This window comes from Ruminococcus sp. YE71, from assembly GCF_900119155.1.
Classification (GTDB): Bacteria; Bacillota; Clostridia; order Oscillospirales; family Ruminococcaceae; genus YE71.
The window spans coordinates 168,642-187,866 of the sequence record NZ_FPIR01000004.1; the positions used below are offsets into that span (position 1 = coordinate 168,642).

Sequence of the window (19,225 nt, forward strand, 5' to 3'; positions counted from 1 at the left end):
GGTCATCTCCCTTTCAGTCCAGCTCCATTTTATCCGCTTCCTCCGACGGCATCTTCAGAAGTCTCGATATGCCGTCGATCATGGTCACGCCGTAGATCACGTCAGCCTCCTCCATCGTACCGCGGCGGTGGGTGATCGTGATGAACTGCGTCTTGTCGGTGAAACGGTGCAGATACGCGGCGTATTTCGCCACGTTCACGTCGTCGAGCGCCGCTTCGATCTCATCGAGCAGGCAGAACGGCGAAGGTCTCACCGTAAGTATCGCAAAGTATATGCACACCGCCACGAACGCCGTCTCGCCGCCCGACATACTCATCAGGTTCTTCACCATCTTGCCGGGGGGCTGTACGTTTATGTCGATGCCGCATTCGAGCACGTCGTCGGGGTCGGTGAGCGTAAGGCTCGCCTTGCCGCCGCCGAACAGCTCGGTGAATATCGCCGAAAAGCGTCTGGCTATCTTCTCGAAGTTCTCGGTGAACATGGACTTCATGTTCTCGGTCAGGTTCTCTGCCAGCTTTTCGAGTTCCGCCTTCGACTTGTTCACGTCGCCTATCTGTTCCTTGAAGAACTCATACCTCTCGCTGACCTCGGCGTACTCTTCGATAGCCCCGAGGTTCACGCTTCCGAGGGATTTTATCTTGCTCCTCAGTTCCGCAAGGCGCTTGTTCGCCGCCGAAACGTCCTCGGGCTCATTGTACTGTGCCGCGGCTTCGCTCCGTGTCAGACCGTGCTCATCGAGCAGCTGTCCCACCAGCTTGTCGAACTCAGCCCTCACGCTGTTTCCGCGCTCGGTGACTCTCGTCAGCTCCGCCGCCAAAGTCTCGCGCTCGTTCGATTTGTTCCTCTGTTCGCTCCTGAGCTTTTCGGCTTCATTTGAAAGACGCACCTGTTCGGCGCTCTCTTCCGCTATCTTCTTTTCAAGTGCCGCTATCCGCTCGCCCGAGCCGCTTATGCTCTCTGCTATGCGTTCTATCTCGGCACGCTTATCCTCTATATCCTTCCTGCACTGCCCGATGTCCCCCTCGAAGCGTTCCTCGCTGTCCTGACCTGCGCCAATCGCCTCGTTCAGGCGGTCTATCTCGGCGCGGCAGTTTTCCTCGTCCTTCGAGTTCTCCGCGAGGGATATCTTCAGCTCCGACAGGCTGTCGGCGAGTTCCCTGCGCTTTTCGGCGGCGTCCTCGCTCTCGCCCTTCTTGTCGGCGAGCTCCTTTTCGGCGGTCTCTATCTCGCTCCCGAGCTTTGACAGCTCTGCCGCGGCTTCGTCCGCCTGCTTCTCGGCGTCTTCCATCTGAGCCATGCATCTTGCAACGTTCTCATCCAGCTTCTCGCCGCCCGAGTCGAGCTGTTCCATCAGTTCCCCGACTCTCTTCTGTTCGAGGCTGTTTTCCCTGATGCCGCTCTCGCACTCCGAAAGCTCCGAGCGCTGACCCTCCAGCTCTGCCGCCAGATTCTGCACCTCCTGCGAAAGCTTCACACAGCTCTGTCTGAGGGTGCCGTTCTGTTCGGAGAGCTTTTCCGACTGCGCTTCAAGCTCGTTTATCTCGTTCTTTCTGGTCAGTATGCCCGCGCTCTTGTTCACGGTACCGCCCGTATACGAACCGCCCGCGTTGACGACCTGACCGTCAAGAGTCACTATCTTGAACTTATACCCGTGTCTCTTTGCGATGACCGAAGCCGCGTCGATGTCCTCCGCCACCGCGACCCTGCCGAGGAGATTGTTTATCAGTCCCGTGAATTTCGGGTCGAAATCCACGAGCTCGCACGCCAGCGCAACGTAGCCGTCCTCGCCGTCGGGGGTATCGTCCAGCGTCCTGCCCTTTACCGAAGTCAGCGGCAGGAAGGTCGCTCTGCCTGCCCTGCTCTCTTTGAGCAGTCTGATGCCGCGCTTTGCGCTGTCCTCGTTCTCGACTGCGATGTTCTGCATGGCGCCGCCCAGTGCGGTCTCGATAGCTGTCGAGTACTCGGGGGCGGTGGAAATGAGCTGTGCCACCGACCCGAAAACGCCCTTGATGCGTCCCTGTTTCGACGCCTTCATGATGAACTTTACGCTCCCTGCGAAGCCCTCCATCGCGTTCTCCAAGTCGCGGAGTATGCCGAGGCGCTGTTCGATGCCGCGGAGCGCGTTGTCGTTCGCCGAGAATTCCTCCTGCGCCGCTTTCAGCTTGTTGGACTTGGAGCTGTGCAGTTTCTCGAAGCCCGATATCTTATTTGAAAGTTCGTTCTTCTTCGCGCCCAGCTTATCTGCCTTGTCGGTGAGCTTTTTCAGCTCGCCCTCGTAGAGTTTCCTGCGTTCGGCGCGTTCCTCCTGCTCGGCTGTCAGCTCTTCGAGAGTCTCCGCCGCCGAGTCGGAGCTGTTCTTCGCGGTCTCAAGCCTGAAAGCCGCGTTTGACTTTTTCAGGTACAGCTCGCTGATATGTGCGCCCATGCGCTCTATCTCATTTGAAACGCCGTCCAGCTCGCTCTGCGCACCCGAGAGCGAAGCCTCCGCTTCGGTTATCTCGGTCTGCTTCGCCTTGCCTGCGGCGATGATGTTCTCAAGTTCCTTTTTCTTATCCTCAAGCTGTGTGCCGAGGAAGTAGCCGCTCGAACGCGCCTGTTCTATCTGCTCGTTTATCTGGTTTATGCGCTGTTCGAGGTGTTCTATGTCGTTGCCGAGGACGGCTGTCCTCTGCTCGCTCTGCGAACGCTCCGACTCGATGGCGCGTATGTCCTCGCGGAAGCTGTTCGCCCTGTCGCCGCACTCTGCGGACTTGGCGAATCCCTCTTCTATCTTATCGTCGAGTTCGTCTAAATATTCTGTCTTTTCGGTGTATTCTCTTCTCAGCTCCGCGAGTTTTTCGTCAAGCTCCTTCTGCTGTGAGGTCAGCTCGTTGAGCCGCCTTACCCACAGCGAGATCTCCAGCTTGCACTTCTCCTCGTCGAGTATGCGGAACTGCTTCGCCTTTTCGCACTGTTTCTGCAAAGGCCCGATGCGGCTTTCAAGCTCGCCCATGATGTCGGTGAGTCTCGAAAGGTTATCCTCCGCCTTCGCCAGCTGTTCTTCGGTCTCGCGCTTTTTGCTGCGGAATTTCGAGATGCCTGCCGCCTCGTCGAATATCTGTCTGCGGTCGCTCGCCTTGCTCGAAACTATCTCGCCGATGCGTCCCTGCCCGATTATCGAGTAGCCGTCGCGTCCGAGACCCGTATCCATGAAAAGCTCGTCAAGGTCTTTTCTTCTGACCGCCTTGCCGTTTATCTGATATTCGCTGTCGCCGCTGCGGTATATCTTTCTTGAAACGCTGACGATGTCGCTGTCCTCGGCAAGCGCCCTGTCGGTATTGTCGATAGTGATGGTCACCTGTGCGAATCCCGACTTCGAGCGGTTCGCCGTGCCCGAAAAGATGACGTCCTCCATCGTCTTTCCGCGCAGGCTTTTCGAGGAGCTCTCGCCCATTACCCAGCGCATGGCGTCGCCGATGTTCGACTTGCCGCTGCCGTTGGGCCCGACTACCGCAGATATTCCTTTTGTGAAGTCCAGTCTCGTCTTGTCGGGAAAGGACTTGAAGCCTTGCAGCTCAAGCGATCGTAAATACATTAAAAAACGTCCTTGCTTTAGTTTTATGTCAGCCGTCCTCATCCGGCGCGAGCCTTTTCCAGCACCAGACTGCTGCGGCACATTCGCCGGCGGTGAGAAGCGTCCTCACCGGTATCCCCCAGACGGTGTACTGCAAAATATGCCCCGCCATATTGCTGACGGCGTGCATCAGCATCACCGACGGCAATGTCAGCCGCGACCTGCCTGCGGCGATCCCGTACCATATCACGATGGTCAGCGCCGCACACGAAGCCGCGCCCTCTGCCGCCGACCATATGTTCACCGGCAGGATATCTCCGGCGGCTCTGCCCGTGCCGATCAGTCCAAGACAGGTCAGACCTGCGGTCAGACCCTCGAATGCGCCGTGCCCGATCGAATAGCTCACCGCGTCGCGGCGGCTCCCGAACCGGTCGGAGAGAAATTTCAGCGCGAGAAACTTCGCGCCCTCCTCAAGCACGCCGTAGAGCAGCCCTCTTTTGATAAAATACCCGAGCGACACCTCGCCCTCGAAGCCCAGCCTTACCGCCGCCGCGAACATGAACACGGGTATGCACACCCCGAACGCTATAAACGCGGGGTAGATCAGCGCCCCCGTTTTCCTGCGCCAGAGGTACAGCAGGACAGTCGGCTCCGCGAGCCATATCAGCCCTGCCAGCAGACAACTCAGGTCTTTCATGGTCTCCCCTGCCTTTTTGCCGTTACTGATGCGCCGACATGACCGCCATAAGAACAAGAAGTGCGCCGTAGACAAGCACCGTGCTTATCACGACATCCGCCCTGAACAGCGGTCTTTTCTTTTGCTCGTCGGGTGAACTCTCGGGCTTGCCCTCATGCGGAGTTTCCTCGCTGTGTAAAGCCGTATTGCCGCGCTCGGAAAGCATCGCCGCGAAAAGCGCCGCGTTCTTTTTCTGCGCCTTGATGTGAAAGACCACACCCGCCGCTATCCCCGCCGCGAATATGCCCGAAAAAAGCAGGCACTTCCACGCCGTCCCCCAGAAAAACCAGTACAGCGCGGCAAGCGGCGAAAATATGAACACAAATATAAGAGCCGCCAAAAAAAGACGGTATTTCAGAAAATCCCAGACAACTCTCATCTTTTTTCCACTTTTATACTAATCCCCGAATTGATTGCTTACGTTATGATATAAGTCCGTTAACCTAGGGCAACACAAGTGTAGGGCGGTCAACGGACAATTCTGTTATACGCAGTCAAATACCTCGCCGCCGAGACTTATCTGCCTGCTGTCAAGCGTGCTGTCGGGGATGATCTCAAGCCCGATGCCACGCTTTTCAAAATATTCCCTGTTACATTTCTTATGCCCCGCCGCCGCGCTCACAAGGCTTTTGCCTACACGCACCTCGACCCGCGAACAGCCGTCGGGGATGTTTTTCTCGATAATGTCCCTAATCATTCGCGAGCGGACTATCTCGCCCAGTGCGGGATGATAATACCCCGCCACAAGCCCCGAACCGACCTCTTCCGAAGCGTGCAGACCTATCCGCAGTATCCGTATCCCAGCCGCCGAAAACGCCGCCGCTTCCTCAGCCGCGATGCCGATGACGGTATCAAAGTCCATGAGCCTGTACTCGCCCTTTCGGTAGAGCTCGGCGAGCTTCGTGCCCTCAAGGACACACACGGGGTAGATACGCACCGTGTCGGGCGCGATATCGAGCACCGCCTGTGCCGTGGCTCTCTCGTCGGCAATATCCGACTTGTACAGCCCCACCATTATCTGCAATCCCAGCTCGAAGCCGTACTGACGTATCAGCTTTGACGCGCTGTACACCGCCTGCGCCGAATGTCCGCGTTCGTTTTGTTCAAGCACCCTGTCGCTCATCGACTGTGCGCCGAGTTCTATCGCAGTCACGCCGCAGCTTTTCAGCAGTCCGAGCACCTCGCCGTCGATGCAGTCGGGGCGGGTGGATATGCGTATCCCGCGGAACCCTTCGCCGCCCACAAAAGGCTTTGCCGCGTCGAGCAGTTCGGTCATATAGTCCCTCGGTATCGCCGTAAAGCTCCCCCCGAAGAAGGCTATCTCGGTCTCGGAGCGGTCGCTGACCTCGTCCCACGCCTGTTCACAGGCGCGTCTTACGTCCTCCGCATGAGGGACGCTGACGCTTCCCGTGATGGTATGCTGGTCGCAGAAGGAACAGCAGTGCGGGCAGCCCATATGTGGCACGAATATCGCGATGTTCGAGTGGCTCACTTTTCAAGACCCATGAGCCTGAGTGCTTCCCGTGCGGCAGCCTGCTCGGCAGCCTTTTTCGACCTGCCCTCGCCCTCGCCTATCACGTTGGAGTTGAGCATCACGCTCACGCGGAAATGCTTGTCGTGGTCGGGGCCCGACTCGCCGCTGAGCTTGTATTCTATCTTCTCTTCGGGATTGCGCTGGATGACCTCCTGCAATTCCGTCTTGTAATCGTGGAAGCTCTTTCCGCCCTGTGGAGTAATATCCTTCGGGATGAAGGACAGCACGTAGGGGCGCACCGCATCCATGCCGCCGTCGAGGTATATCGCCGCGATGACCGCCTCAAACGCGTCGGAGACTATCGAGGGGCGTTCTCTGCCGCCCGTCATCTCCTCGCCCCTGCCGAGAAACAGCATCTCGCCGAGGCGTATGCGCTTGGAGAATTCATACAGCGCAGTCTCGCACACCAGCGAAGCGCGGAGCTTTGTCAGCTCGCCCTCGGGTATCTGCTTGAAGTGCTTGAAGATATAGTCGGACACGATGACCGACAGCACCGAGTCACCCAGAAATTCAAGTCTCTCGTTGCTGCGCCGTGACTTCTTGTTCTCATTTGCGAACGAGGAGTGCGACAGTGCCTCATACAGCAGCTTCTCGTCGTGGAAGCGGTAGCCGATGAGCTTTTGCAGCTCCTCCATTTTCTCAGTTTCGGTCATTCTGTCTCAGCCTTCTTTTCATTTGCTTTCATCTCAGCAAGTGCCGCGGTTATCTCACCGATAACGCCTGTCTCTGTGAACAGCTTAGCCTGACGTACTGCGTTGTAGAACGCCTTTGCGTCCGAAGCTCCGTGAGCCTTGATAACGGGCTTTGCAGCACCGAGAAGCGGAGCGCCGCCCCACTCGCTGTAATCTATCTTCTTCTTGAATTCCTTTACCTGCGGCATCAGCATAGCAGCCGCGATCTTGTTCTTCTGGAGCATACCCTTGAGCTCGCCGCCGAAGAATTTGCCCATACCCTCGTAGAGTTTGAGCATTACATTACCCGTGAAGCCGTCTGTTACGACAACGTCAGCGTCTCCGAGCGGCACCTGTCTCGGCTCGATATTGCCGATGAAGTTGACGGGTGCATTTATGAGCTGCTGATAAGTCTCAACATCGAGCGGTCTGCCCTTCGACTCCTCGGAGCCGATATTCACGAGCGCAACCTTCGGGGTCGCAACGCCCATTATCTTGTTCATGTAAGCGCTGCCCATGATAGCGAACTGCACGAGCATTTCGGGGCGGCATTCAGCGTTCGCGCCCGCGTCGAGGAGCATAGTCGGGTTGCCTGCGGTCGGGATGATGGTAGCGATAGCGGGGCGCTTGATGCCCTTGATGCGCTTTGCTATCATGGTCGCGCCGACAACGAGCGCACCTGTCGAGCCTGCCGACAGAAAAGCGTCGCCCTCGTTATCCGCGAGCATCTGCATTCCCACTGCCATAGAGCAGTCCTTTCTGCCCTTGAGTATCTCCGTAGGTTCTTCGCAGACATCTATCACGGTATCCGCGTGGCGTATTTTCAGTGCCGAGATGTCAAGGCTGTTGTTCTTTGCGCAGTCCTTTATCTTCTGCTCGTCGCCCACGAGGGTGATGTCAACACCGAAATCGTTATGTGCGTCTATCGCGCCTTTGATGACTTCGAGGGGGGCGTTGTCTCCTCCGAATGCGTCCATTACTATGTTCATGATGTTTTCCTCCATGCGGTTGGTGTTCTTTAGTTCGTTATTGTTTGTTTTTGGTATTTTTTGAGCGAGCGAGGGGGTGTTTGGCTCGAATCGCTTCGCTCTCTCGCCAAAATAAAATCGGCAAATTGTTTGTTCTTTTTAGGTTGATTTGGATTTTTTTGGGTGCGCCTTTTGGGACGTTTCTTTTGGATTGCCGATTTTATTTTCGCCTTCGGCGAAACCGAGAGTTTCACTCTCGGGCTCTTGACCAAAGGCTTCCGCCTCTGGACTCTGACCAGCGCGATGCCGGCGCTGGACCCGGCTTGTCTCCGGCGTGCCCGCTTCTTTTGATGTTACAGAGTCGCTATCGTTTCGCTCAGGTCGTTCAGACCCCTCAGCGCAAGCGCTTCATATCTCTCCTGCTTGCCCTTTATCCTTATTCCCATGGGCGGCAATATGCCCATATTACTGCCCATCGGCTGAAAATCCGTCACCGTCGGGTCGCTTATATACCCAGACAATGCCCCGAGCATCGTCGTCTCGGGCAGGGTCACGGGCGGCAGTCCCTTAACGTCCCTCGCCATGCTCAGCCCTGCGAAAATACCGCTCGCCGCCGACTCGATATATCCCTCAACGCCAGTCATCTGACCCGCGAAATATATCCTCGGCTCCGCTCTCAGGCAAAAACGTCCGTCCAGCAGCTTCGGCGAATTCAGGAACGTATTTCGGTGCATCACGCCGTACCTCACGAACTCCGCGTTTTCAAGCCCCGGTATCATCGAGAACACGCGCTTCTGCTCGCCGAATTTCAGGTTCGTCTGGAATCCCACCAGGTTATACATCGTCCCCTGCGAGTTCTCCGCTCTCAGCTGAACGACCGCGTAATACCGTTTATTCGTGACGGGGTGGTATATCCCCACGGGTTTCAGCGGCCCGTAGCGCATGGTGTCCGCGCCGCGTTTTGCCAGCACTTCCACAGGCATACAGCCCTCATAGACCTTGAAGCCGTCACTTTCCTGTCCGTCGAAATCGTGCAGAGGTGCGCTCTCGGCGTGTACCAGCGCCTCATAGAAGCGTTCATACTCGTCCTTTTCCATCGGGCAGTTTATGTAATCGGCGTCGCCCCTGCCGTAGCGCGAAGCGAAGAACGCCTTTTCCATGTCGATGCTCTCTCTCGTGACGATAGGTGCGGCCGCGTCGTGGAAATGCAGATACTCCTCACCGATGAAGCGCCGTATGCTCTCGGACAGCGCGTCCGAGGTCAGAGGACCCGTTGCGATTATCACGCGGCCGTCGGGGATGTCTGTCACCTCGCGTTCGGTCACAGTGATGTTCGGGTGCGAGCGTATCCGTGCGGTCACCTCGTCCGAAAAGACCTGTCTGTCCACCGCCAGCGCACCGCCTGCCGAGACTCTTGCCTTCTCGGCGCAGCGCATGGTCAGCGAACCCAGTCGGCGCATCTCTTCTTTGAGCATACCCGCCGCCGAACCTATGCGGTCGGCTTTCAGCGAGTTTGAGCAGACCAGTTCCGCGAAGCCCTTGTACTTATGCGCAGGGGTGAATTTCTGCGGTTTCATCTCGATAAGCTCTGTCTGCAAGCCTGCTTCTGCCAGCTGCCATGCGGCTTCGCAGCCTGCAAGTCCTGCGCCTATTACTTTTATTGTTTCATTCATTGTTATTGTTTGTTTTCTATGGGTTGAGTTGTGTTTGATCCTCGCCTTGCGGCTATGGGGTCTTTCGCTCGAATCGCTTGCTCTCTTTCGGGTCAAAGCGGTGTTCCCTGTGTGCCTTCGGCGACAAGGGGAAACCTTTCTGAAGAAAGGTTCTCCCCTTGACCCCTTCCAAAGACTTTTGATTCTCTGGCGGTCTCCGCTCAGTTGTGCAGGGGACGCCTTTTTTCTTATTTAGTTCGTTTCTCCGCTGTCGCTGCCTGACAGGTCTTTTTCGTAGCCGCAGCCTTCTTTATGGCATACCAGTTTGCCGCTCTTGCCGCCTTTTCTGAACAGCGTCGAGCCGCACTTCGGACACTTGTCCTCCATCGGTACGTCCCACGTCATGAAACGGCACTCGGGATTTGCTTCACAGCCGTAATACTGCTTGCCCTTCTTGGACTTTTTCAGCAGGACTTTCTTTCCGCAGTACGGACAGGTACCGCCTGTTTCATGCACTACGGGCTTCGTGTTCGTGCAGTCGGGGAATCCCGTACACGCCATGAACTTTCCGAACCTGCCTATCTTGATGACCATCGGCTTTCCGCAGACTTCGCAGACCTGATTGGTCTCCTCGTCGGGGACTTTCACGCGCTTGCCCTCCATCGCTTCTTCCGCTTCGGACAGCTCCTTCTCGAACTCGCCGTAGAACTCGCGCAGTGTATCTGTCCACTGCATATCGCCGCTCTCGACTTTATCGAGGTCGGTCTCCATGTTTGCCGTGAACTTCACGTCAACTATCTTGTCAAAATGCTCGCTCATAAGGCTGTTCGTGACCTCGCCCAGCGAAGTGGGCTTCAGCTGCTTTCCGTCACGCTCCACGTAGTTTCTCGCGAGTATCGTCGTGATGGTCGGCACGTAGGTCGAAGGTCTGCCTATACCCGTCTCCTCGAACGCCTTTACCAGCGTTGCTTCGGTGTAGCGCGGGGGCGGCTGTGTGAAATGCTGATTTCCCGTCAGCTCTTTCAGGCGCACATCGTCGCCCTTCTTGATGTCCGAAAGGTCGTTCTTCGGCTCGTCGTCCTCCTTGGTCTCCTCGTAAAGCACGGTAAAACCGTCGAACTTTACCGAGTAACCCGACGACTTGAACACGCATCCGTTGGCTTCGATGTCAGCCGAGATAGTGTTCATCACGCACTTCGACATCTGGCTCGCCATGAAGCGCTCCCAGATGAGCTTGTACAGCTTGTACTGGTCGGCGGTGACGCCGCTCGCCTTTACCTTGTCGGGGGTAAGCTCGGGATGAGTGGGGCGGATAGCCTCGTGCGCGTCCTGAGCGTTGCCCTTTGTCTTGTATTTGTTCGGGGTGTCGGGGATGTAATCATCGCCGTACTTCCCGCGGATGAAGTCGTATGCCTGCGCTCTCGCCTCGTCGGAGATTCGCTGGCTGTCGGTACGCATATAGGTGATAAGACCCACGGGACCCATGTCCGTGATGTCAACACCTTCGTACAGCTCCTGCGCAACCTTCATGGTGCGCCTTGCCTGAAACGAAAGTCTCCTCGAAGCCTCCTGCTGGAGCGTCGAGGTAGTAAACGGTGCGGCAGGCGATTTCCTGCGCACGCTCTTTTTCACGTTCGCGACGGTGAACTCCGCGCCTTCGAGACGCTTTAAGATAACGTCGGCGTCCGCATGCGAATTCAGTTCGGGCTTTACGCCGTCTACCGTTTCGAGCTTTGCCGAGAACGCCCTGCGCGAACCCTTTGCCGCGAACTTCGCGTCGATAGACCAGTACTCAGAGGACACGAACTTGCGTATCTCCTCCTCGCGGTCGCATATCATCTTCACGGCGACCGACTGCACTCGTCCTGCGGACAGACCTCTGCGTATCTTTCTCCAGAGAAACGGCGACAGCTTGTAGCCCACGATTCGGTCAAGCACTCTTCTTGCCTGCTGTGCGTCCACAAGGTTCATGTCTATCTGTCTCGGAGCGCTCATGCCCGCCTTGATGCCTGCGGCGGTCAGCTCCTTGAAAGTAACGCGGTTCTTGTCCGAAAGGTCAAGACCCAGTATCTGCGCAAGATGCCACGAGATAGCTTCTCCCTCGCGGTCAGGGTCTCCTGCAAGATATACGTGGTCGCATTTCTTCGCCTTTTTCTTGATCTCTTTTATGATCTGTTCCTTATCTTTAATATTTATATAATGGGGTTCAAAGTTGTTTTCGATATCGACGCCGAGCTTCGACTTCGGCAGGTCGCGAAGATGTCCTCTCGAAGCCATGACCTCGAAATCATCGCTGAGATATCTCTTGATGGTCTTTACCTTTGTCGGCGACTCAACTATAATGAGATTTGACAAACTATCCTCTCCTCATACTTTCTCAATGCCGTGACTTCCCGTCACCGATGTCACAGTCTGTAGCTTTTTCCCGGAAGCTCTGTGACCATTCCCTTCAATGTAAGCATGGTAAGCTCTGTCATGACCTCACTGACGGGTATTTCCGTCGATTCGGCTATCTGATTAAGGTGGAGCGTACCCTTTTCGCTGAGCAGTTCACAGATGCATTTCTGCGTCTGCGACAAGCCGCTCATATCTATTTTAGCAGACTTTTCGCTGTTATGCAAGCCCTCGGGCGTACTTTCGTCAACTTTTTTCACGTTTTTAACAGACATATCTGCGGTTTTTTCCCGTTCATTGTGCTTATTTGTCTTTATATCCGCGAATTTCACACTGCGGACCGTCTCGCCCGTAAGCTCTCCGTAGCGCGAAAGTATCTGTTCCGCGCCGAATGCAGGCTGTGCGCCGTGTCTCAGCAGACGTTCCTGACCTTTGAACCGCGTGTCGAAAATATCGGCAGGCGGCACGCAGAACACGGGACGGTTGAGCCGTTCGGCGTGTTTTACGTTGTTGAGTCCGCGGCTGTCGGCTCTCGCTTCGATGAACAGCACCATATCGCACAGACCGCAGAGTATGCGGTTCCTGCTGTCGTAGCTGACCTTCCTGAAGGTCACGCTGTCGGTGTATTCCGAGAGCAGAACGCCTTTTTCGGCGGTCTGAAGGAGGGTATCCTCCCTTGTGCGCTGCTCGAATATCCCCTTTCCGAGCAGTACGGCAGGTCTGCCGTTTTCCGCGAGCACTCCCTCGACGGCGGCAGTATCTATTCCTGCCTCTCCGCCCGTGATTATGACCGCGCCCTTACGCGCAAGGTCGGCGCAGAGCGTCCGTGCGGCTTTCAGCGAGTAGTCGCAGGGAGTCCGCGTACCCACCACCGAAACGTTCCGTCTGCCGCCGAGTATCCCGATGTCGCCCTTTGCGAACAGCACGGGCGGCGGATTCGGGGTGTGTTTCAGCCGCTGAGGGTAGCATTCGTCGCGGAAGATGACGACCTGCACCTTCTCGTCTGCGCAGCGTTCTATCAGTGCTTCGGCGTCGTCATAAGTCAGTGACTGCGCCCTTTCGCACTGAGCCTCGCTCATGTCCGAGAACCTGCATTCCCTGACATTCTCGGCAAAGTCGCTTATGGAGCGATAACCTCTGCACAACCGCCAGAAGCTCTCATTCGCCGCCCCGAGCACCATCGTGAGCCAAACCCAGTACACGCGCCTGTCGCTATAATTCTTTTCTTCCACTACTCTCCCCTCCTTTTCATCAAATATAAAGTGTCCCTCGAACATCTTTTCGGCAAGGGTTCCCACCCAATAACAGAAGAATAACAAACTCCCTGCCCTATACTACTTATAATAGATATTCTCCCCTTGCAAAAAAGCATTAAAAATTTCAGGAAGGGGGGTTGGGGAAAGAACCCTTTTTTTAGCCGTGCGAAGCTAAGGCGAAGGGTCTTTCCCCAAGAGTTCCCGCACTCTATCGCTTCCCCATTTCCCACAAAAAGATCGTGCCTGCTATCGCGGCATTCAGGGAATCCATGCTGCCGTTCATGTGTATCGTCAGTTTTTCGCTGCACATATCCGCGTGTTCATCGGGCAGACCTCTGCCCTCGTTGCCGATAACGACGGCGCATCCGCCCGAGAAATCGGCAGACCTCAGGTCTTTGCCGCCGCGCACAACTGCCGCGCAGGTCCTGACCCCGACGCTGTGCAGGATGTCGGTCACCCTCGAAAAATCGTTCTCGATGAACACCTTCACGCAGGACATACTCGCCATCGCCGACCTGACGACCTTCGGGTTGTAGAGATCGACCGTATTGTTGGAGAGTATGACCCCATCCATGCCGACTGCCGCCGAAGTCCTCAGCAGAGTACCGAGATTTCCGGGGTCCTGCAAGTCGTCGAGCACGAGATATTTTCCGTCGGCTCTGACGGCTTCGGCAGTCAGCTCGCGGTGAAAAGCCTTCACGACCGCGAACGCGCCCTGCGTCTGCCCGACCTCCGACATCTTTTCAGCCACCGCCTCGGTCACGCGGAACACCCTGCCCTCGCCAAGCTGTTCTATCCGCTCGACGGGCAGTCTGCCCCTGTACTTTTCGATAGCCTCTTCGGTCACGAACACGCTCTCGACCTCGATGCCGTCAAGTGCGATAAGGTCGAGCACGTTCCTCAGCCCCTCGGCTGCGAAAAGCCCCTGCTCAGCGCGGTATTTCCTGCCGGAGCAGAGTTTTTTGTAATGTTTTATCTTCGGATTATCCTTTGCGGAGATAAGCATCTGTTACACCTCAATAAGCAAAAACGCACAGAGCCCGTGAAAGCCTGTGCGTTGTATTTGCGATCAAAGAGCAGCCTTAGCCTGCTCTGCAATAGCTGTGAAGCCTGCGGGGTCGCTGATAGCGATCTCGGAAAGCATCTTTCTGTTGAGTGCGATGCCTGCCTTCTTGCAGCCGTTCATAAAGGTCGAGTAGTTCATGCCGTTGAGCTTTGCAGCTGCGGAGATTCTGGTGATCCAGAGTCTTCTGAAGTCTCTCTTCTTCTGTCTTCTGCCGATGTATGCGTACTGACCGCTCTTCATGACAGCCTGCTTAGCCATCTTGAAGTGCTTGCTCTTAGCACCGAAGTAACCCTTTGCGAGCTTTAAGGTCTTATTTCTTCTCTTACGAGTCATCATTGCGCCCTTGATACGAGCCATAGTTAATTACCTCCTGTTATTTCCTCTTACATCTTTACTAAAAGTACCGATTACTACAGCCCTATCTTACTTGTAAGGGATGAGTGCCTTAACGTTCTTGAGATTGGATTCGTCAGCGTAAGCCGAGCCTCTCAGAATTCTCTTTCTCTTGTGATCCTTCTGAGTAAGTCTGTGTCTCTTGTTGATGTGCTGGAACTTTACCTTGCCGCTTCCGGTTACGGAAAAACGCTTCTTAGCACCGCTGTGTGTCTTGATCTTAGGCATAATATTTATCCTCCTTAATTATTTTACTTGGTCGATTTAGGCGAAACGAACATTACGTAGCTTCTGCCTTCCATTTTGGGCTGCTTATCAACAACGCCGACCTCGGATACGCATTCCGCGAACTTCTTGAGAAGTTCCTCACCGAACTGTGGATGTGCCAGAGTTCTCTTCTTGCGGAATCTTACCTCGACCTTGAGTCTGTCGCCGTTTTTCAGGAACTTCATAGCCTGATTGACCTTAGTCTCGAAATCGTGGGTGTCGATCGTCGGGGAAAGTCTTACTTCCTTGACGTCCATGACCTTCTGATTCTTCTTTGCTTCCTTTTCGCGCTTGGACTGTTCAAAAAGGAATTTTCCGAAGTCCATGATCTTGCACACGGGGGGATTTGCGTTAGGCGCGATCTTCACGAGATCCTTATCCTCGCTGTATGCTTTTTCGAGAGCGTCCTTTGCGGACATGATCCCAAGCTGACTTCCGTCCGAGCCTACGACTCTGACCTCTTTGTCGCGGATATCCTCATTGATCTTGTAATCCTTGTTGTTAATAACAGTACACCTCCAAAACAAAATAAACGGACACAGAATAAACTTCCGCGTCCGCAACAATTTCCAAAAAATATGTGAAATCTATTGAGGTGCCGACCCTTTCGCTGCCAAACTGCGCTGGAGGGTGAGAACGGAAGTGTTCTTCTTTTGCCACTTAATCATTATACAACAAAACTGCCCCCGTGTCAACGGGGGCAGTCGTAAATTTTTTGTGAATTTTAGTCTGAAAATTAGTACGGCTGAGGATTTCTTCTGAATCTCTCTCTGGGGTCTTCAACGGTGTAGTTGATCTTGAGTCCGTCGAACATACTGTAATCAACTGCGGGCAGAGGACCTGTCGGGTTAGAGCAGAAGTCTGCCAGACCGAACTTTGTGATAAACTTAACAGCGTTGCCGTTCATACCGAGGTTGGTGAATACCGATCTCAGCTCGTCGCCTGCGCCGAAAGCGGACAGAACGAACTTGGTAACGTTGAAGAATACCGCAACAGCCGCCTGAGTTACGCCCTTGACCTCTCTTACCTTCTCGTCGTACATCTGCATTACCTTGGTGATAGCAGCGTTGTTGGTACGGCAGTCGGTAGTAACGTCGAGGTAATTTTCAAGGTGGTGGATGATCCAGCGCTCGACCTTCTTGTTGGAGCTGGAGATAACGCGTGCGATTATCATTCTTTCGAGGTCACGCTGTCTCTGCATGATCTTGTTGGAGAATACGTCACGGTTCGAGAAGCCCTCACCCATTCTCTCGCAGGCATCCTGGAGGATAGGAAGCATCTCGGTAAGGAGTCGTGTAGTCTCACGGCTGTACTGCATAGCGCCTGCGCACTCTGCGGTGAGGATGTCGAGGAGAACAGCCTTGCCCTCCCAGTCCATATCTCTTGCTCTCTGCATCAGTTCAGCGCTTGCCTGACCCTGAAGGATGCTGTCGATAGCGAAGCCGTCCTTGATCTCGTTGTAGAAGTTGTAGAAGTCCTCATAGTCAACAGCGATATCGTGATCCTGGATATACTGCTCGATAAGGATGAGGTCTACGGGGATACCGCCCTGCTCGTAAAGATCGATCATAGCGGACATATCTTCCCATGCACGGGAAGTAACGAAGTCAGGTGTAGCGTTGGGGTTGAGCTTCTTCTTCTCGATCATGTCGTCCTCAGGGTCAACACCGTAGAAGTTATCGGGGTTCATGGTGAGGTAGGAAATGATCGAAGTATGGATCTGAGCCTTGAGCGCGAACTCTTTCCAGCAGCCGAACTCGGCTACGCAGTCAACCTTTTTCAGACGGTCGAGAGTCGCGATATCGAACTCTGTAACAGCGTGGTTATACTCGGGAGGGTTACCTGCGGTAGTAACTACCCAGCCCTCGGGGATCTGATGCTTACCGAAGATCTTGTACTGTAAGAACTGGAGCATCATAGGAGCGATGGATCTGTCAACGCAGTTGATCTCATCGAGGAAGAGGATGCCCTCACGGATGCCCGTTTCCTCCATGGTCTCGTACATATTCGCGATAACTTCGGACATGGTGGACTCGGATACCTTTACCTCACGTCCGATGAAGTTCTTGTTAACGATCATCGGCTGACCGATAGCAGACTCACGGGTCTGGTGGGTCATAGCGTAGGAAACGAGGTTGATCTGGAGGTCCTGAGCGATCTGGTCCATGATAGCGGTCTTACCGATACCCGGAGGTCCCATCAGGAACAGCGGACGCTGTTTCTCCAGTGAGATCTGATAGTCGCCGTATTCGTCTTTGAGCAGGTACGACTTGATCGCGTACTCGATCTGCTCCTTGGCTTCTTTAATATTCATATACTACTTCCTCTCCGTCTGAAGATTCATATTCGTGAGCGTCAATTGATACCGCGTTCACAAACACCATAATTTAATTATAATATATAGCAAAAACTTTGTCAACCGCAGATTTATTCTTTGTAGGCTTGCACAACCTTTATAAATCAAACTTGTACAATTCGACCATTACTCAAAGGTCACGCTGACGCCGCTGCTGTTTTCGCGGAGGTAAGCCGACACCGCCCCGATGATCTGCGGCTTTTCCTCCTCGCGCACTCTGCCCTGAATGTCCTGAATACCGATGGGTTTATAGTAATAAGTCAGACCGCTGACCAGCAGCCAGTTGGCGTTCATTTTCCCGACAAAGCCGCCTTCCACGAGCTTGCCGGGCACTCTGACCGCTCGCTCATCCGAGAGCAGGAACTCCATATAATCCCCCGTTGCGATAAGCTGTAAAACTTTCATAGATCATCCCTCCGTTCTGTGCTTGTTGCTTTTATACAATTATATCACATTTCAGAGAGAATTTCAAGTGATTTCAGACAAAAAAGCGGCATCGTCCGAAAACGATGCCGACCTGTGTACTATTCTGTAGAGATCCGTCAGACCTTGACTTCGACCTTTTCAAGCTCGGAAGTGCAGTGCGGGCATCTGGTAGCCGCAACGTTGATCTCGCTGAAGCAGAACGGGCACTCCTTGGTGGTGGGAGCAGCCTCTTCCTCTTCCTTCTTTGCAAGAGCAGCAGCCTTTTCCATAGCGGTGTTCACAGCCTTCAGCATGATGAACAGGATAAGAGCGATAACGACGAAATTGATAACAGCCGAGATGAAAGAGCCGTAATTGAATGCAACGCCCTTGATCTTGAACGAACCGCCGACTACCTGCATAACGCCGTTCTCGTCCTTCTTCGCGCCGCCCGTTACAACTGCGATGAGCGGATTGATGAAGTTATCGGTGAGCGAGGTAACGATATTACCGAAAGCAGCACCGATGATAACACCGATAGCCATATCCATTACGTTGCCCTTGAGAGCGAACTCCTTGAACTCGGTCATAAACTTCTTAAACATGAAAAACACGTCCTTCCCAAATAATAAAAAATAGTGTAACGGCAGCAATTTCAGCTGCCATTTTCATACAAAACAGATTATATCACACCTTACACAAAAAGTCAACACATTACAGCTCATTATTTCATTAAAAATCTTACCATAAAAAGCGCCGAAGAAACAAAATGCCGTTTTTTCTATGTGAGAGCGACGTTTTGCGTATGTCGGGCTCCCCTTTAAAAGCTGACGGAATATCCCTCAAAAAGAAATTTGTGAACATTTTGTAAAACATCATTTTTACCTCTTGCCAAACTCAAAATCTTGTGATATAATAATAAAGCTGAATCGAGCAATTGAGATACTGGGATATAGCCAAGGGGTAAGGCAAGGGACTTTGACTCCCTCACTCGCTGGTTCGAATCCAGTTATCCCAACCATGACATTCAGCGAAAAGCATTATATATAATGCCGCGTCGCCAAGTGGTAAGGCAGCGGACTCTGACTCCGCCATTCCGTAGGTTCGAATCCTTCCGCGGCAGCCAACATGGCCTCACAGTTTTCTGTGAGGTCTTTTTTTGCTTGCATTTCCGACAGATGTGTGGTATAATATCAAAAACATCGTTTGTGAGGGATGAAAATGCAGCAGAACGAAAGAACTTATATTTACAATTCGAGGTACAGAGTGGTTGATGAGGAAGTCTTTCTCGCGGAGACAAGCGAGACTCCCTTCGCCGAGGTGCATACCAACATAAGCGAAAAGACCTTTCTGAGCAGTTATTCCGCCCTCAGAAGAAAATACGTCCTGCCTGTCATCCTTCTTCCGGTGACGGGCGTACTCATGATAGCCGCCGCGATGCTCGGGGCTGACAAATGGCAGGACGAGAACACTGCCTACTTCATCACCCTGCTCGCCGCGATACCCATCGGAACGGCTCTGACGCTGGCGCTGAAATCCTACCTGAAAAGCGCCGCCTTTCTCTCAAATCTGGGTGCAAAGGCAGAAAAGAAATGGGACAAGTCATGCGACATCGCTTTCTATTCCGACTGTCTGACCTGCCATGACCGCCTGAACAACTGGGCGTTCACCAAAAAGGGCATCGAGGTCATTCCCTACACCGCCATAAGAAAAATGCTCAGGACGGACGACGTCTTCGTCCTCATGGACGGACACGACAAGGGCATCTACATGATGAGGAAGGACATCCCGAGCGGCATCGAGGAAAAGATAGCCGCAAAATGTACGAAGGCCGCACTCACCAAACGTACCGCACTGTAAAGCCGTTCCCCCGAAGCGCCGCACCTGCTTCGGGGGATTTTTTTGCATAAATTTCACGCTTTGCGCTATTGAAATCCGCGGGGGAATGTGTTATAATAATAAGGTATTGACAAT

At 54.0% G+C, this 19,225-nt stretch carries 17 protein-coding genes and 2 tRNA genes; 3 read left to right on the plus strand and 16 right to left on the minus strand.

Going from position 1 to position 19,225, the window contains the following annotated elements; all coding sequences use genetic code 11:
- Nucleotides 1-13: 13 nt before the first annotated feature.
- The 16 genes from smc to mscL all read right to left on the minus strand — a co-directional run bounded on the left by smc (nt 14) and on the right by mscL (nt 17,856).
- The gene (gene smc, locus BT142_RS05325; RefSeq protein WP_072417175.1) at nt 14-3,574 is read right to left on the minus strand and encodes a chromosome segregation protein SMC; all 3,561 of its coding nucleotides are present in this window, start codon (nt 3,572-3,574) and stop codon (nt 14-16) included.
- Between the two features lie 28 nt (nt 3,575-3,602).
- Nucleotides 3,603-4,250 carry a YhfC family glutamic-type intramembrane protease gene (locus tag BT142_RS05330; protein ID WP_072417176.1) on the minus strand — a complete coding sequence of 216 codons (648 nt, stop codon included), beginning with the start codon at nt 4,248-4,250 and terminating at the stop codon, nt 3,603-3,605.
- A 22-nt stretch (nt 4,251-4,272) separates the two neighbouring features.
- The gene (locus tag BT142_RS05335; protein WP_139182181.1) at nt 4,273-4,611 is read right to left on the minus strand and encodes a hypothetical protein; all 339 of its coding nucleotides are present in this window, start codon (nt 4,609-4,611) and stop codon (nt 4,273-4,275) included.
- 162 nt (nt 4,612-4,773) lie between these two features.
- Nucleotides 4,774-5,781: an elongator complex protein 3 gene (locus BT142_RS05340; RefSeq protein WP_072417178.1), complete on the minus strand. Its 1,008-nt coding sequence runs from the start codon at nt 5,779-5,781 to the stop codon at nt 4,774-4,776.
- Nucleotides 5,778-6,476: a ribonuclease III gene (rnc, locus tag BT142_RS05345; protein WP_072417179.1), complete on the minus strand. Its 699-nt coding sequence runs from the start codon at nt 6,474-6,476 to the stop codon at nt 5,778-5,780. Before rnc ends, BT142_RS05340 begins: the two co-directional genes overlap by 4 nt.
- A complete protein-coding gene (plsX, locus tag BT142_RS05350) occupies nt 6,473-7,483 on the minus strand; it encodes a phosphate acyltransferase PlsX (RefSeq protein WP_072417180.1) in 1,011 nt (336 codons plus the stop codon). The genes rnc and plsX overlap by 4 nt, the downstream gene beginning before the upstream one ends.
- A gap of 332 nt (nt 7,484-7,815) precedes the next feature.
- Nucleotides 7,816-9,135: a methylenetetrahydrofolate--tRNA-(uracil(54)-C(5))-methyltransferase (FADH(2)-oxidizing) TrmFO gene (gene trmFO / locus BT142_RS05360; RefSeq protein ID WP_072417182.1), complete on the minus strand. Its 1,320-nt coding sequence runs from the start codon at nt 9,133-9,135 to the stop codon at nt 7,816-7,818.
- A 231-nt stretch (nt 9,136-9,366) separates the two neighbouring features.
- Nucleotides 9,367-11,469, minus strand: coding sequence for a type I DNA topoisomerase (gene topA / locus BT142_RS05365; RefSeq protein ID WP_072417183.1), 2,103 nt, complete (start codon nt 11,467-11,469; stop codon nt 9,367-9,369).
- A gap of 50 nt (nt 11,470-11,519) precedes the next feature.
- Nucleotides 11,520-12,740 carry a DNA-processing protein DprA gene (locus BT142_RS05370; protein WP_072417184.1) on the minus strand — a complete coding sequence of 407 codons (1,221 nt, stop codon included), beginning with the start codon at nt 12,738-12,740 and terminating at the stop codon, nt 11,520-11,522.
- Between the two features lie 232 nt (nt 12,741-12,972).
- Nucleotides 12,973-13,770: a TrmH family RNA methyltransferase gene (locus BT142_RS05375; protein ID WP_072417185.1), complete on the minus strand. Its 798-nt coding sequence runs from the start codon at nt 13,768-13,770 to the stop codon at nt 12,973-12,975.
- A 63-nt stretch (nt 13,771-13,833) separates the two neighbouring features.
- A complete protein-coding gene (gene rplT / locus BT142_RS05380) occupies nt 13,834-14,187 on the minus strand; it encodes a 50S ribosomal protein L20 (protein WP_072417186.1) in 354 nt (117 codons plus the stop codon).
- Between the two features lie 66 nt (nt 14,188-14,253).
- On the minus strand, nt 14,254-14,451 hold the full coding sequence (gene rpmI / locus BT142_RS05385) for a 50S ribosomal protein L35 (RefSeq protein WP_072417187.1): 198 nt from the start codon (nt 14,449-14,451) through the stop codon (nt 14,254-14,256).
- A gap of 23 nt (nt 14,452-14,474) precedes the next feature.
- A complete protein-coding gene (gene infC / locus BT142_RS05390) occupies nt 14,475-15,017 on the minus strand; it encodes a translation initiation factor IF-3 (RefSeq protein ID WP_207645635.1) in 543 nt (180 codons plus the stop codon).
- A gap of 209 nt (nt 15,018-15,226) precedes the next feature.
- Entirely contained in the window at nt 15,227-16,804 is a 1,578-nt protein-coding gene (locus BT142_RS05395) for an ATP-binding protein (protein WP_072417188.1), read from the minus strand.
- A gap of 168 nt (nt 16,805-16,972) precedes the next feature.
- Complete coding sequence (locus BT142_RS05400; protein WP_072417189.1) at nt 16,973-17,251, minus strand: hypothetical protein; 279 nt, start codon at nt 17,249-17,251, stop codon at nt 16,973-16,975.
- 137 nt (nt 17,252-17,388) lie between these two features.
- On the minus strand, nt 17,389-17,856 hold the full coding sequence (gene mscL, locus BT142_RS05405) for a large conductance mechanosensitive channel protein MscL (RefSeq protein WP_072417190.1): 468 nt from the start codon (nt 17,854-17,856) through the stop codon (nt 17,389-17,391).
- A 341-nt stretch (nt 17,857-18,197) separates the two neighbouring features.
- Between mscL and BT142_RS05410 the strand changes: the two genes are divergently transcribed.
- The 3 genes from BT142_RS05410 (at nt 18,198) to BT142_RS05420 (ending at nt 19,111) form a co-directional block, all read left to right on the plus strand.
- Nucleotides 18,198-18,272 (plus strand) — tRNA-Gln (locus BT142_RS05410).
- A gap of 29 nt (nt 18,273-18,301) precedes the next feature.
- Nucleotides 18,302-18,377 (plus strand) — tRNA-Gln (locus tag BT142_RS05415).
- Between the two features lie 95 nt (nt 18,378-18,472).
- The gene (locus BT142_RS05420; protein WP_072417191.1) at nt 18,473-19,111 is read left to right on the plus strand and encodes a hypothetical protein; all 639 of its coding nucleotides are present in this window, start codon (nt 18,473-18,475) and stop codon (nt 19,109-19,111) included.
- Nucleotides 19,112-19,225 lie beyond the last annotated feature (114 nt).